Source organism: Gardnerella sp. KA00390, from assembly GCF_049244075.1.
Taxonomy (GTDB): Bacteria; Actinomycetota; Actinomycetes; order Actinomycetales; family Bifidobacteriaceae; genus Bifidobacterium; species Bifidobacterium vaginale.
Genome location: NZ_CP058372.1, coordinates 1,635,916 through 1,650,151 on the forward strand (window position 1 = coordinate 1,635,916; position 14,236 = coordinate 1,650,151).

A 14,236-nucleotide genomic window follows, 5' to 3' on the forward strand; every position below is an offset into this window, starting at 1 on the left:
AAAGCTAGCTAACATGTAGAGCTTTTGTAACAAGCTCACTGATAGCTGTACGAACAGCATCTGATTTGGCAATAGCAATAAGCACTGTAGCAAAAGCTGTGGCAGCTATAAGAACAACAGCATATTCTGCCGTAACAGCCCCATCATCACACTGCTTTAAATCTTTGCTCAAACGATTCTGCACTCTATTACATGCTTGTTCAGCTTTAATTAATCCTTCATTCATTCGCATTGAACACATGCAATACCATGTTGACAATGCAGCAGTAATTAATCTCATAATCACTCACCGTTACCTTTCTTTTTGTTATTTTTATTGTTATTTTTCTTTTATTTATGTACCCAATATTGGGATACAAATTTTTTATTTTTAGATTGCGATTAATACATAAATGCAGATACTGTCGGCAAAATTCCTACGAAAATAAACGCTGGCAGAAAACATAACCCAACAGGCAGAAGCAGACGAACAGAAAGCCTAGAGCTTTCTTTTTTTGCCACGTTTCGCATAGATTGCTCATAATTTTGTAAAATCGCTATGAGTACAGGAACTGGAGAACTTCCACAACTCCATGACTCTCTAAGTGACTGTCTAAGCCACATACTTAACACAAAAGATGCAGATGGATTTTTATCTTTTTTATCGAAGCACACATAAGGAGCACTCCAAGCTTCTATCCAAGTATCTCCAGAAAGTAGTGCTTTAGAAACATTCCTTAGCCAAATCCCTTTTCCTCCAGGAATAGATGATCCAACAGCGTCAAGCGCTCTAGTAATTGCGACTCCACTTTTTAAAGCAACTATCATCATTTGCAAACCCAAAATTGGATCTATATCTTCAACTTTGTTACGCCTAAAATCGTAATTGTCTCTCATAGAAATCGCAGGTTTACAAGCGCGCTCATAGCACGGGTTAAGAATCATCTGTCTAGTAAAAAATTTGCATAATGTAACTATATAAGCTACTAAAATAATCCAAACGATAATTGCCTTAAACATTTTCCACGATCCTTAATAACCATTAACTCATTAATCGACATTAGAAACAGCACTCAGCATTGCTTTTTTAGATGACTTCATGATCCATGTAACCCATAAAAGACCGATTACATAAAACAATAAGCCAATACCTAAGAGTGCGTATCCTCTAGAACTTGTAAAAATCATCAATATTGGATTTACACCCAACAATTGTCCAGTAAGAAGAGCCAAAAATGGTAGAGCAGTTAGCAATCTAATAGTTGCTTTAGGCATCGCAAAAACTTCTGATCTTAAATCATTAACCCTCTTATTGGCATGATAAGAGTCAGAAACAGCTTGAACGCAATCAGTCATAGAGCATCCTATAGAACTGCTCAATTCGTATACAGACATAAGCGATTGTGCAACCTTGCGCATGTCTTTTCTAACTTTACTTCTTTGGCGAGCGCTAAGATTTTTAATCCTATTAGAACAGCGAGAATCAATCCATTTAAACACCGATTCAACGTTTATAACTTGGAAATAGCTTTCGCTGTTATTGCTGTTGTAATTGTTATTGCCATTATCGGTCTCTTCAATAAGTCCATTGCGATTCTCATTATTGCTGTCTCCTCTTATAATCGATTCAAAAGAAGCACCAGAACGCAAAGAAGACACAAGAGCAGCTAGTGATTCTTCAATACCCATTTTCAAAAAATCCTTTACTGTCGGTATCAATTACAGAAACAACCCTGTATTCAACGGTAAATGCCATTTAACAGCAAAATTTTTCCAAGCAGACGTTTCCTCTATCTGAGCAGAAAAATTACTATCATTAGAATTAACGCAATTTTTCAATCTTAAAATTGGCACACCTTCTAACGCGCCAGAATCCGTAGAACGCAATACTCCAAGTTCTTTTACAATTCGCATACCATTTACTCTTTCTACATGTATAACAACATCAAAAGCATCAGCGGCAAGAGCACATAGTGAAGAAGGTTCCAGTCCTGCAAGAAGCCCTAAAGACATTAATCTGGCTGGCACCTTTTGGACTTTATCAGCATGCAAAGTTGTCATTCCACCTTTATGACCACATGTAAAAACGCGTAATAAATCAGCTATTTCTTGACCTCTGCACTCACCTAAAATAATTCTGTCTGGTCTCATCCTCAAAGTTGCCTTTACAAGATCCGACAAGCCAACGCTGCCTACTCCTTCAACGTTTGCTTCTCTTGTAGCTAAAGACACATGATCCTTAGATAATGAACCTAATTCTCTTGTTTCTTCAACAGTCACTATTCTGTCTTTTTCATCACAAGAAGCTAAAAGAGACTTCATTAACGTTGTTTTACCAGAGCCAGTGCTTCCCGTAATCAAAATATTCGCACGTTGAGTTACCAATAAATAAAGTATTCTAGATAATTCAATAGGAAACATTCCTCTACTACTTAACTCTGTTAAGCAATAGCGTTTTAAAGCGGGAAAACGAATCGAAATAGCAGCACCACTTAAAACTATTGGAGCAATAAGAGCGTGTACTCGCACTCCTACTGGGCTAGAAGCATCTGCGATTGGGCATGAATCATCTAATCTTTTGCCTAATTGTGCACAAAGCCAAACTGCATATTCTCGCAAAATCATAGGATTATCAAATGGAATTCTTGGATTGTACTCTTGCAACCCAAAACCTTTATCTACCCAAACGCGACCTGTGTCTGTAACAACAATATCTGTTGTTTGAGGGTTATCCGCAAGCTCTTGCAGAATGCCAAAATCAATATCTTCTAAAACCATGCTTACCCCTTGATATTTTTGAGAATCTTTCAGATTCATATGATTGTGAATTTGATTGTTTATATTGTTGTTCAGATTGTTTTCCAGATATTTTCAAAGAGGAATTAGAGGAGTCTCCAAGCAACCATGTTGTTATTTTTTCTATTGGAATTTTGGCGGATTTTGGAATATCTCTTATACCGTAACCAGATATTATGTCTTCGTACATTTTAGGATCGTGACCAATTGGGCCTTCTACATCGCAAAGCAAATAATCACAAGCTTCATTAACATTTACAGGGCAAAACCTTTTAGAAAGACCACGCGGATTTAATCCTGCGACAATAGAAGTTTGTTTTCTAGAGTAATCTTTATGGTCAGATTCTAGGCTTCGCCAATATGCGCGCAATCTGGCAAGACCAAGAACACTAAGCTCTGCAGCAAATATGGTTGGAACTTGCGCTAAAGTTGGAAGATTCTTTAAAAGCCTTCTTGCTGAAAAACCAGATCCAATATCAACAATTACTACATCACAAGCGTTGGAAAGACCTCTAATAGCAGCTTCAATAACCCATGGTTTAGGCTCTTCACTTTTCCAAGGAGCGTAAGCCAAAATATCAACGTTATTCCAGTGCAGAAGTTCACAACGCAATACATATCCGTCTAATCGTCCTAAAGGAGCTTGAACCTCTTGCAATCTTCTACCCTCGTCCTGCTCCAATCCCAACAAAACATCTAATCCGCCGTTAGAAATATCTGCGTCGATTAGTGCAACAACATATTTTTTACTAGATATATGACTTGCCAGAAGAGCAAGAGTAGTGCTTAAACCAACTCCATCATTTGCCGATGAACCGATTACAACATTTTTTGGAAAAGGCTTTAGCGAATAGTTCAAGCTACCAATATTTTTTTGAACACTATGATTATCTAATGCATCAAAATCGCTATGAACTGAAGTAGAAGATACACCAGTCGCGTAATCTACATGATTTGCGTAATCTGCATTATCCACATGATTCGCATGATTCAAAGATGCGATAACAGTCGAATCTTCCAACTTATTACTATCAGATGTACTTTTGCGCATACTTTTTATCGCACTCGCCTGAGGCGGGTACGTTTCTATAATGCGCGGAACGCAAGAAGGAGCATCGTAATTATCAATAGTCATATTGTCCATGTGGCTATTGAATCGCATACTAAACCATTAGGCAATACTATTTAAACAATGTGGTTAAAGGATCAATAAACGTTGCAATTCCGCCAAAAAGTTATCCACATTGCTGTTTTTGTTGTATTAACGCACAAGTTTTGGATTAGAAGCCATATATCTTTCCAGAAGTTCGCCATAGATTGGCTTAGTGTGCAAAATATCGGATACAAGAAGCGCAATAAAAGCAGATGCAGCAACTGGAAGAGTGTGAATCATTGTTCCCGACATTTCTACAGTTAGCAAAATCGAAGTGAGCGGAGCTTTTACAGAAGCCGAAAGCGTGCCAGCCATAACACACACTGTAAAAATTGGCATTAGCTTTGCGTCAATGCCAAGAATCGGAATGCTTATTATTGCGCGAGAAGCAACGCCGCCTGCAAGTGCGCCGACAGCAAGAATTGGCATAAAAATTCCGCCAGGCGCTCCGCATCCAAAACTTGTAGAAGTAAATAGCATTTTTGCAACAAACAGGATGCACAGAAGCGCTATGCTTGCTTTTCCATATTCAGAGAGCTTAACAAGATTCGATCCTCCTCCAAGAACATCTGGCAAATATAAGCCAACAGGAATCGCGATTAAGCATGCTACAGATACGGGAGCCCACTTTGGCAAATACTTATACAGCGTTTGTAATCCAAGCAAGGATCTGTTCATTAAAGAGCCAATAAGCCCTGCAAAAATGCCAAGTGGAATCAGCCAAAAATGAAGTGTCATTGGTAAGTCTGGAATTCTTCCAAAGTCTAAAACAGGTCGAAGTCCAAAGCATGTTTGAGACACAAAGTCCGCGCAAATAGATGCAGCAGCAGCTCCCATAAGAACTGTAGAAGACAATCCGTGTTGAACTTCTTCCATAGCAAACATAAGCCCAGAAAGTGGAGCGCTAAACGCTGCAGATAAGCCAGCTGCCGCTCCAGCGGTTACAACATAATGCTCTTGCGTATCGTTTTTATTGCCCTTTCTAAAGATGCGAGACATCATTTGCGCGCCGCAAGCTCCGATTTGAATCGAAGGGCCTTCGCGCCCAAGAGACAAGCCAAATAGCGAACCCAACAATCCGCCTACAAATCGAACAGGCAAAATAGTGTTCCAACACATTTTTAGACCGCGTTGAACGTATCCAACAACTTGTGGAATGCCGCTTCCAGACGCCATACTTTCTTTGCGACTCATCCAGCCAATAAAAAGCCCAGCAGCAATTGCAAAAACCACGCAAGGCACAATCCAAAGCATGTTTTGCAATATTTGCGCATACATCCATCGCGCAAAATCGGTTCCGTACTCAATCCCAAGTCTATAAGTTGCTACAAGCACGCCAGAAACAAGACCAACAACTATGCCAGCAAGAACCATCTTCCATCTAAGATGCTTAAGCGTTTTAAGAACGCGATCAGAAAAGTCGCGCAAAAAATCGCGTATAAAACCGCCTACGTTCTTTAAAGTCACAATAAACCTATTCTTAAATCAAATCGCAAACAAATACATCAAGCATTTTAACATTTTTAATAACACAATAAATATAAATTAATAAAATACGTCAATTAATAAAATTCAAAACTTAAGACTTTAGAAGCATAAATATTACAAATGACGGTCCAGCGTATGCAATAAATGCGCACAAGAATGGCACTATTAGTTCGCTAATAAAAAGCCATAGTCCAAGCTTGATTTTCTTTAGCTTAAACAGGCTTACGATTTCTAAGATTGCGGTTGAAAACGTTGAAAATCCGCCTAAAAATCCCAATGCGCACGTGTAAATAATAGTCGAAGCAAAAGTTAAATCGTATATAATCGAAGAACTTAAAAATACAACTAAGCCCATTATAAAAGACGCAAAAGCGTTGATTAGCAAAGTTGCGATTGGAAAATCATGGTTATAAGCGCGCCCGATTGCGTCAGATATTGCACAACGAAGAACGGCGCCAAGTCCAGCGAAAACAACAGGCAGCCAAAAAAGAACATATGCGTAAGACATCATTTTGCACCGCCCCTGTTAGCGTCTATTTTATTGATGACGTTTGAATCACCAGCATTTTTTACGCTGCCATTGCCTTTAAAAGCAAAAATTTTATCTCCAATTAGACTCCCAACAAGCACTGCTAAAACGCCAAGAACCATAGACAACGCCATAATGGCAATTACTTCTACAATGTTCATTGCAGTAAATGCGGAATGCGCGCCCTCAAAAGCAAAAGTAGACATTGTTGAAAGTCCGCCGCAAAATCCCGTGCAAAAACCGTATTTTATTAAGTCTTTGTTCTTGCAGCTCTTCCCACTTACAACAAGTGAACTTACTAAAGCAAGAATAAAACATGCTAAAACGTTCGACAAAAGAGTTGCAAAAGTAAAGCGGCTAAAAAGCATAGAATATCCCGAGTCCCAATGCATGCCGTGCGTAAAACCACTTATTTCACTACGCACAAAAGCGCCAAGCAATCCGCCAATAAACACAACAAAATATGTTTTTGCACCAAGTGATTTATGCTTATGCTTTTTAGGCAAGTCGTGGCAATTACTGCTTGGAATACTCATAGTTTTTAGCCGCCTTAAATAGCCTTAAATAGCTATTCAAATAGTCACTAATCAATCAACGAATGAACGCTAATAATGTGGTCGCGCTGAGGACCAGTACCAATTGCCGAAATACGGCACTTGGAAAGTTCTTCTAAGCGCTTTACGTAGCTTTGAGTATTTGCTGGCAATTCTTCAAACTTGTGAATTTGCGAAATATCCTCACTCCATCCTGGAAGCATCTCGTAAACTGGCTTAGCGCTAGCAAACAGAGACTGATCTACTGGCATTTCGTTCATTCTCTCAACGCTTCCGTCAGACAAAGTTACATCGTAAGCTACGCAAACTGGAATTTCTTTTAAGCCAGTCAAAACATCTAACTTAGTAAGGACAATATCAGTTAAGCCATTTACGCGAGTAGCATAGCGGCTTACAACGGAATCAAACCATCCGCATCGGCGAGGGCGACCAGTAGTTACGCCATATTCGTGACCCTGCTCACGCAGCCAATCGCCACTTTCATCCAAAAGTTCCGTAGGGAATGGACCTTCACCAACACGAGTGATATAGGCTTTAGCAACTCCAATTACTCGCGTAATACGAGTTGGACCAACGCCAGTTCCCGTGCAAGCACCTCCTGCAGTAGGATTTGAGGATGTTACAAATGGGTAAGTTCCATGATCGACATCCAGCATGGTTGCCTGACCGCCTTCAAAAAGCACGGTTTTGCCATTTTCTATAGCCTGATTCAGTATAAGCGAAGTATCTGCAACATAAGGCTTCAAACGCTTTCCAAGCTCCACAAGCTGTGCTGTAACATCATCAATATCTATTGGATGCTGGTTGTAAAGTTTAACTAACATCTGATTCTTTTGATGCAAGCTAGCTTCAACCTTATCCCTCAAATGCTCTGCATTAAATAAATCATGCACACGAATACCAACGCGATTAATCTTATCTGCATAAGTCGGGCCAATTCCGCGACCTGTTGTACCAATCTTGTGCTTGCCAAGGAACCTCTCCGTAACCTTGTCAATTACGCGATGATAAGGTGTAATCACATGCGCAGACTCGCTCACTTTCAAACGAGAGCAATCAACACCTCTAGATTCAAGTGCGTCAATCTCCTCAAACAGAACTTCTGGGTCTACAACAACACCATTACCAATAACAGGAGTTACATTAGGGCTGATTATACCGCTAGGAAGTAAATGCAAAGCGTAAGACTCGTTTCCCACAACAACAGTATGTCCAGCGTTATTACCGCCATTAAATCTTGCGACAATATCTACCTTAGAACCAATTAAATCAGTCGCTTTGCCTTTACCCTCGTCACCCCATTGAGCGCCAATAAGCACAATTCCAGGCATGCTGAACCTCCATTTTTGGGCTAACGTTGCCCAAATAAACACAATTCCTACGTGTTAAGACTAGCGCAAAGCCAATACCGAATTTAATTTTCAACTTGATGAACTTATAAGGCTTTACCGGCAGAGCCAAGCTGTACACAGGCTTCAACAACACGCTGAGCCATTGCTTTTTCTGCCTCTTTGCCCCAAGACCTTGGGTCGTAGAGTTTTTTGGCTCCAACTTCTCCGTCGATTTTAAGAACTGAGTCGTAGTTGTGGAACATGTGATCTGCTATCGCTCGAGTAAACGCATATTGTGTGTCTGTATCGATGTTCATTTTTACTACGCCGTAGCTTACAGCTTGCGCAATTTCTTCGGGAGTAGATCCAGAACCTCCATGGAATACCAATAAGAATGGTTTTGTTGGCACACCAAACTTGCGATTACATAAATCAAGCTTGTACTTGTTGTATACAGCGCTTTGAATGTTGTCTAGCAACTGTGGTCGCAGCTTGACAACACCAGGCTTGTATGCACCATGCACATTGCCGAACGTAAAAGCAGCCATATATCTTCCGCTCTCTGCCAAACCTAATCGTTCAACTACTCGCATAGCGTCCTGCGGCGTTGAGTATAGTTTTTCATCAATGTCTGCTCTATGACCGTCTTCTTCGCCTCCCACGGCCCCAATTTCAATCTCTAACACCGTATGAGCCTTCGCCGACGCCTCAAGCAATTCTTCCGCAACGTCTAAATTGTGTTCAAGCTTAACTGTGGATCCGTCCCACATATGCGACTGGAAAATCGGCTCTTTGCCGTGCGCAACTTGATCTGCCTCATAGGCTAAAAGTGGCTTAATCCAATCATCTAAATAGCTTTCTGCACAATGATCTGTGTGCAATGCAACCGTAATGTTTGGGTATTGTGCAGCAACTTGATGTGCGAATTGAGCAAATGCGATTGATCCAACAACGCGATTATTTACGCACTGTCCCGAAAAATATGCGGAGCCCCCAACAGAGACTTGAATAATTCCGTCGCTTTGCGCTTCTGCAAATCCTTGTAGTGCAGCATTTAAAGTCTGCGTGCTAGTAACATTAATTGCAGGGTAGGCGTATCCACCTTTGCTGGCGGCATCAAGCATTTGCGCGTAACGTTCAACGGTTGCAATAGTCATATTTTTATTATGACTCTAAGCGCGCATATTTTTTTAGATTTTGCTAGATTTTTTACTAAATTTGACTAGATTTTTGATTAAATTTGTAGCTATTTTTAACTATTTCTGGCTATCTTTTATTTCTTGATGGCGCTTTTTTGCGGCAGCTACAACAAAATGTAAATATTCGAGCGCAATTTCTTCTTTTAATCCAGATTGTTCAGCAATTTTTTTAAGTCGATTTGCTTGGCGATTTTCTCTAGATTTATCTTCCGCAGCAAGATTTGCGTGCGCTTTTATTTCTCCGACTTTTTCCGTGAATTTAAAGCGCTCTGCAAGAAGTGAAACAACTGCATTGTCAATATTGTCAATCGATTGACGCAACGCAAAAATCTCGCTTATTGAATCGTTACAATCATTGCAACTCGGTTCAATCGAATGCTTGCGCGCGTCAACCGATTCTTTAGGAAATTCACACATATTACTTCTAGTCGAAATAAGTCTGCAAAACCATAGTTGTTTCTGTGCTAACTGGCACAATCCTATGAATCGTGTTAATTAGCTCTTCTAGCTTGCTAGGTGTAGCAACACGAACTACGAGCATGAAACTTGGGCTTCCAGTGATAGAATAGCAGGCTTCAATACCTTCAATATCTTTCAACTTGGCTGGAACAGATGCTTCTTGCTCAAAGTCAAGAGGTGTTACAGCAACAAATGCGCTTACTGGCAAGCCTCTGCGCTCATAGTCAATCAACGCACGGTAACCAGTGATAATTCCTCTGCGCTCAAGCTTTTGTACTCTAGATTGTACGGCAGAAACCGATAATCCAGATGCTTTAGCTAGTCTGGTTAATGTTGCACGACCATCATGTTCAAGAATATCTACAATAATCGCATCTGTAGAATCTATAGGAGCAACTGTGCTCACATTAGCGTTCAAGCCAGAAGGAATATTATTTTCAATCTTATGAGAGTTTCCTGTCATACGACCTCCATCCTCATACAGCGCATCTTCCTGAATACTGTTGTAGATTTCAGATTGCGCTACCCTGCAGTCTCTTCAATCGTATCGTATTTTTTAACGAAAAAGAACAAAATTATATAAAAAATCACGGTTTTTCACATTAAATATCAAATGTTTATAGGAATAAACTTTTGACAAGTAATTATAATTATTTAATTTTTATTATTTGCATACGCATTATCAATAGTAAAAATTACCAAGAATAGTGTATTTTATAGGAAAATAATTATATATAAACGTATATTTTTTTATTTTAAAACACAAAATGAGTTTGTAATAAAAACAGTATTAAAAAATAAACAATAAAAATTACCCCTCGATTGATCAAACCAAGGGGTAATTAAAGTGTATTTTTTAAAGTTATATTTATAAAATTACACGAACACAACCTACTTAAGCAGCGGTTGCTGGCGACCCGCCATTTGTAGAGTTATTCGCTTGCTGCACAATCGCCGCAAGAAAATCGCGATTCGACGCAGTTTTCTTTAAGCGTGGCACCAAAGTCTGATAAGCCTGCTCTGGCTCAAGTCCGCCAAATAGTCGCCTCAAGCGATAAATAATAGGCAATTCTTGAGCAGGAGTAATCAACTCTTCGCGGCGCGTGCCAGAAGAATTAATATCCACTGCTGGGAACAAGCGCTTATCTGCCAAATCGCGACTCAAGCGAAGCTCCATGTTTCCAGTGCCCTTAAACTCTTCGAAAATAACTTCATCCATCTTTGAACCAGTTTCCACCAAAGCGGAAGAAATAATAGTCAAAGAACCGCCATTTTCAATGTTTCGCGCGGCACCAAAGAACTTCTTAGGAGGGTAAAGCGCCTGAGCATCCACGCCACCAGAAAGAATACGACCAGATGCAGGAGCAGCAATATTGTATGCACGAGCAAGACGAGTCATAGAATCAAGAAGAACAACAACATCTTGGCCAAGCTCTACAAGCCTCTTAGCACGCTCAATCGCAAGCTCAGCAACAGTAGTGTGGTCTGATGCTGGACGGTCAAATGTAGAAGAAATAACCTCACCCTGAACAGTGCGCTCCATGTCGGTAACTTCTTCTGGACGCTCGTCTACAAGAACAACCATCAAATGCACTTCTGGATTATTAACAGCAATCGCGTTCGCAATATTTTGCAAAGTGATTGTTTTACCAGCCTTAGGAGGCGAAACAATCAAACCACGCTGACCCTTACCAATAGGAGCCACAAGGTCAATGATTCTGCCAAGCATACGATTTGGCGTAGTCTCCTGCTTTAAGCGCTCTTGCGGATACAAAGGCGTGAGCTTAGCAAATTGCGGACGATTCTGAGCATCTTCTACGCTCATGCCATTAATGCTGTCAACGCTTTGCAAAGGAACAAATTTTTGGCGCTGATTCCTACGATCACCTTCGCGAGGAGCACGAATAGAGCCTTGAACAGCATCTCCCTTGCGCAAACCATACTTTTTGATTTGGCTCATAGAAACGTAAACATCATTTGGACCAGGCAAATATCCAGAAGTGCGCACAAACGCATAAGATTCAAGCACATCTACAATACCAGCAACTGGAACAAGCTCTTCTTTTGGTTCCTCTCTACGAGAAGCTGATTCACGAGACTCGTGGTCTTCACGAATATCATTGCGATCAGAACGATCATTCCTCGTAGGGCGATCTTCACGCTCTAAATGATCAGAGCGATCCGAGCGGGAATCGTAATCATCTCTATCGCGTCCACGGCCACGCATACGGCGTTGATACCTGTCATTCCTATCTGAATGCGTATCATAATCGTCATCACCATTAGAACGCGAAGCTCCGCGTTGCCTGCGAGATTCAGAATCACGATTTGCGTTAGAATCAGAAGACTTTTCACTTGGCAAAGTAGCAAGAATCTGATCTAGATCATCTTCCGTATCATCTGCATCATCCGAGTTATTTCCGCGATAATTATCTTTAAAATCAGACTGACGACGACGCTGAGATTGATTATCACGCGTAAACTCACGACGACGCCTAGACTTACCGCTTCTATTTGAATCAACAGAATCATCAGAATCAGAAGATTCAACAGAATCAGGCAAGCCGAGATTTTCTAACAAATCCTCATCAGCAGATTTACGAGCAGACTCACCACTATCATCATCAAAATTGCGACGCGACCTAAAAGATGAAGATGAATCGTATTTAGACTCATCCTCATCATTAAGCGACGAACGACTATCCCTAACAATGCTTTTAGGAACATGTACGCTAACTCCTGCTGGCGCATCCCCACCATTGCGCGCAGCGGTAAGCGTAGCAATCAAATCCGGCTTACGCATTGTAGACGTACCGCGCAGGCCCATTTGCTTCGCAAGATCCTTAAGCTCAGAAAGCTTCATATCATCAAGATTTTGGCTTGTTGCCACAGTTATACCTTTCCCTAACCCCAAGAAACAAACTACTTGGAGCTTTACATGGAAGATTTCGGAAAAATCCGTTGTGAATACAACGATAAGCACATAACAATGTGACTTAATCGCTGATAAGTGTATGCTACTACACTCATGCGACTCACAACAACACGGCGTGGCAAAAAGAAAAAACGCTACTTCTTTTCGTGATATGACTTTTCTGTATTAACAGACCAAACATTATCTTTAGACTGTTTTCCACTGTTAATATTAGACACGGCTTCAATAGCAGTAGCCATAGAATGATCCTGATTATTGTAACGATGCTGACCATTTCTACCAACACAATACAAGTTACCAAAACCATCCAAATACTTAACAAGCTCAGGCATCTGAGCATAAGTATCGAAGTAAGCTGGATAAGCCTTTGGAACACGCTCACGATGCGCATCCAAAACATCATCTTCGCCATCAATAACCTGCATACGAGTAAGCTCATCAATCGCAGATTTACGAGCCTCTTCGTCGCTCATATTCCAAAAATCATCGCCCTCATTGCAGAAGTATTCAAGACCAATCCACACAGTGTTGTCAACATCCTTAACGAGATATGGGCTCCAGTTGTTAAAGATTTGCAAACGACCAACTTTGTATCCTGGATCCTGCACATAAATCCAGCAATCAGGCACAATAGGAGGGTTACCTAACGTTGGAATATCAGTCGTATTACGCAAACGCATACGCTTAACAAGAAGTCCAACGGTTACGAAATCACGGTAAGGCAAGCCTTTAGCAACTCGTTGTAATTCGGATGGAACCTGAACAGACTCATTTCCGTCAGCGCCATGCTCAATAGCTGCAACCAAATCTTTTATTGGCATAGAAGAAATAAACTGATCCGCATGAAGTTCTTGCTGCAAACCATCTTGATTTTCAACGACAACACTAGAAATTTTACCGTCGCACTGTTTAATAGCAACAACTTTTGCATCTGTTAAAACAGTAGCGCCATTTTCACGGCAACGACGTTCAACAGTCTCCCAAAGCTGACCAGGACCAAGCTTAGGATACCAGAATTCTTCAATCAGTGAAGTTTCAACTTCCTTCTGATCCGCCTTACTCTTAGGCATAAGTTTTGAAACAGCGTTCTTCAAAACTTCAACAATGCTCAAACCCTTAACTCGCTGAGCACCCCAATCTGCAGAAATCTGACTTGGATGCCTGCCCCAAAGCTTCTCGGTATAGCCCTCGAAGAACATCGAATAAAGTTTCTTACCGAAACGGTTAATGTAAAAGTTCTCAAGATTAGTTTCTGGCAACTTGTGAATCATAGACCAAAGGTAGCTAAAACCAACCTTCATAGTAAGAACAAAGCCCATAGAGCGCAAAGTAGACGCAGAAAGCGAGATAGGGTAGTCGAAGAAATGATGATTCCAGAAGATTCTCGAAACGCGATGACGCTTAAGCATAACCTCATCTTCGACTTCAGGATCTGGACCGCCATCCTCTAAATCATGATGTCTGCCCAGTTTTTTGTCGTCGTAAGAAGGAGCGCCTTGAAGTGGCAGCATATCTCGCCACCATTGCATAATGCGATCATCTTTAGAGAAGAATCGGTGACCACCAATATCCATACGGTTTCCGTTGTATTTTACAGTGCGAGAAATTCCGCCAAACTCTTTAGATGCCTCAAGAACAGTCACATCGTAACGATTACTTCCACCATCTTTTACAAGCTCCCACGCAGCCGTCAACCCTGCCGGACCGCCACCAATAATCACTACAGATTGTTTCTGGGATTGTGTATCAGTCAATTTTCCTCCATACCTAAAAGACGCTTTATAAAGTCAAAATCGCAAAATTGCAAGCACGT

Annotated in this window: 14 protein-coding genes; all 14 read right to left on the reverse strand. The window is 40.8% G+C overall.

Annotated elements, in window-relative coordinates; translation table 11 throughout:
- Positions 1-4: 4 nt before the first annotated feature.
- The 14 genes from HXT53_RS06500 to HXT53_RS06565 all read right to left on the reverse strand — a co-directional run bounded on the left by HXT53_RS06500 (position 5) and on the right by HXT53_RS06565 (position 14,177).
- The gene (locus HXT53_RS06500) at positions 5-280 is read right to left on the reverse strand and encodes a DUF4244 domain-containing protein (RefSeq protein WP_041160663.1); all 276 of its coding nucleotides are present in this window, start codon (positions 278-280) and stop codon (positions 5-7) included.
- A 101-nt stretch (positions 281-381) separates the two neighbouring features.
- A complete protein-coding gene (locus tag HXT53_RS06505) occupies positions 382-999 on the reverse strand; it encodes a type II secretion system F family protein (protein WP_048730761.1) in 618 nt (205 codons plus the stop codon).
- A gap of 30 nt (positions 1,000-1,029) precedes the next feature.
- Positions 1,030-1,668, reverse strand: a complete 639-nt coding sequence (locus tag HXT53_RS06510) for a type II secretion system F family protein (protein WP_421780245.1) — start codon at positions 1,666-1,668, stop codon at positions 1,030-1,032.
- Between the two features lie 30 nt (positions 1,669-1,698).
- Complete coding sequence (locus HXT53_RS06515; RefSeq protein ID WP_004574825.1) at positions 1,699-2,757, reverse strand: CpaF family protein; 1,059 nt, start codon at positions 2,755-2,757, stop codon at positions 1,699-1,701.
- Positions 2,738-3,919 carry a hypothetical protein gene (locus HXT53_RS06520; RefSeq protein ID WP_004114156.1) on the reverse strand — a complete coding sequence of 394 codons (1,182 nt, stop codon included), beginning with the start codon at positions 3,917-3,919 and terminating at the stop codon, positions 2,738-2,740. Before HXT53_RS06520 ends, HXT53_RS06515 begins: the two co-directional genes overlap by 20 nt.
- Positions 3,920-4,036: 117 nt before the next feature.
- On the reverse strand, positions 4,037-5,395 hold the full coding sequence (locus HXT53_RS06525; protein ID WP_004574835.1) for a ClC family H(+)/Cl(-) exchange transporter: 1,359 nt from the start codon (positions 5,393-5,395) through the stop codon (positions 4,037-4,039).
- Between the two features lie 112 nt (positions 5,396-5,507).
- On the reverse strand, positions 5,508-5,927 hold the full coding sequence (locus HXT53_RS06530) for a fluoride efflux transporter FluC (protein WP_421780248.1): 420 nt from the start codon (positions 5,925-5,927) through the stop codon (positions 5,508-5,510).
- On the reverse strand, positions 5,924-6,481 hold the full coding sequence (locus HXT53_RS06535) for a fluoride efflux transporter FluC (RefSeq protein WP_004114151.1): 558 nt from the start codon (positions 6,479-6,481) through the stop codon (positions 5,924-5,926). The genes HXT53_RS06530 and HXT53_RS06535 overlap by 4 nt, the downstream gene beginning before the upstream one ends.
- Before the next feature lie 47 nt (positions 6,482-6,528).
- The gene (locus tag HXT53_RS06540) at positions 6,529-7,830 is read right to left on the reverse strand and encodes an adenylosuccinate synthase (RefSeq protein WP_004114149.1); all 1,302 of its coding nucleotides are present in this window, start codon (positions 7,828-7,830) and stop codon (positions 6,529-6,531) included.
- A 104-nt stretch (positions 7,831-7,934) separates the two neighbouring features.
- Complete coding sequence (fbaA, locus tag HXT53_RS06545) at positions 7,935-8,987, reverse strand: class II fructose-bisphosphate aldolase (RefSeq protein WP_004114146.1); 1,053 nt, start codon at positions 8,985-8,987, stop codon at positions 7,935-7,937.
- 99 nt (positions 8,988-9,086) lie between these two features.
- A complete protein-coding gene (locus tag HXT53_RS06550; RefSeq protein ID WP_004114144.1) occupies positions 9,087-9,446 on the reverse strand; it encodes a chorismate mutase in 360 nt (119 codons plus the stop codon).
- Positions 9,447-9,453: 7 nt separating this feature from the next.
- On the reverse strand, positions 9,454-9,951 hold the full coding sequence (locus HXT53_RS06555; RefSeq protein WP_004114142.1) for an Lrp/AsnC family transcriptional regulator: 498 nt from the start codon (positions 9,949-9,951) through the stop codon (positions 9,454-9,456).
- A gap of 432 nt (positions 9,952-10,383) precedes the next feature.
- The gene (gene rho / locus HXT53_RS06560) at positions 10,384-12,378 is read right to left on the reverse strand and encodes a transcription termination factor Rho (RefSeq protein WP_004116351.1); all 1,995 of its coding nucleotides are present in this window, start codon (positions 12,376-12,378) and stop codon (positions 10,384-10,386) included.
- Between the two features lie 179 nt (positions 12,379-12,557).
- Entirely contained in the window at positions 12,558-14,177 is a 1,620-nt protein-coding gene (locus HXT53_RS06565; protein WP_174190934.1) for an NAD(P)/FAD-dependent oxidoreductase, read from the reverse strand.
- Positions 14,178-14,236 lie beyond the last annotated feature (59 nt).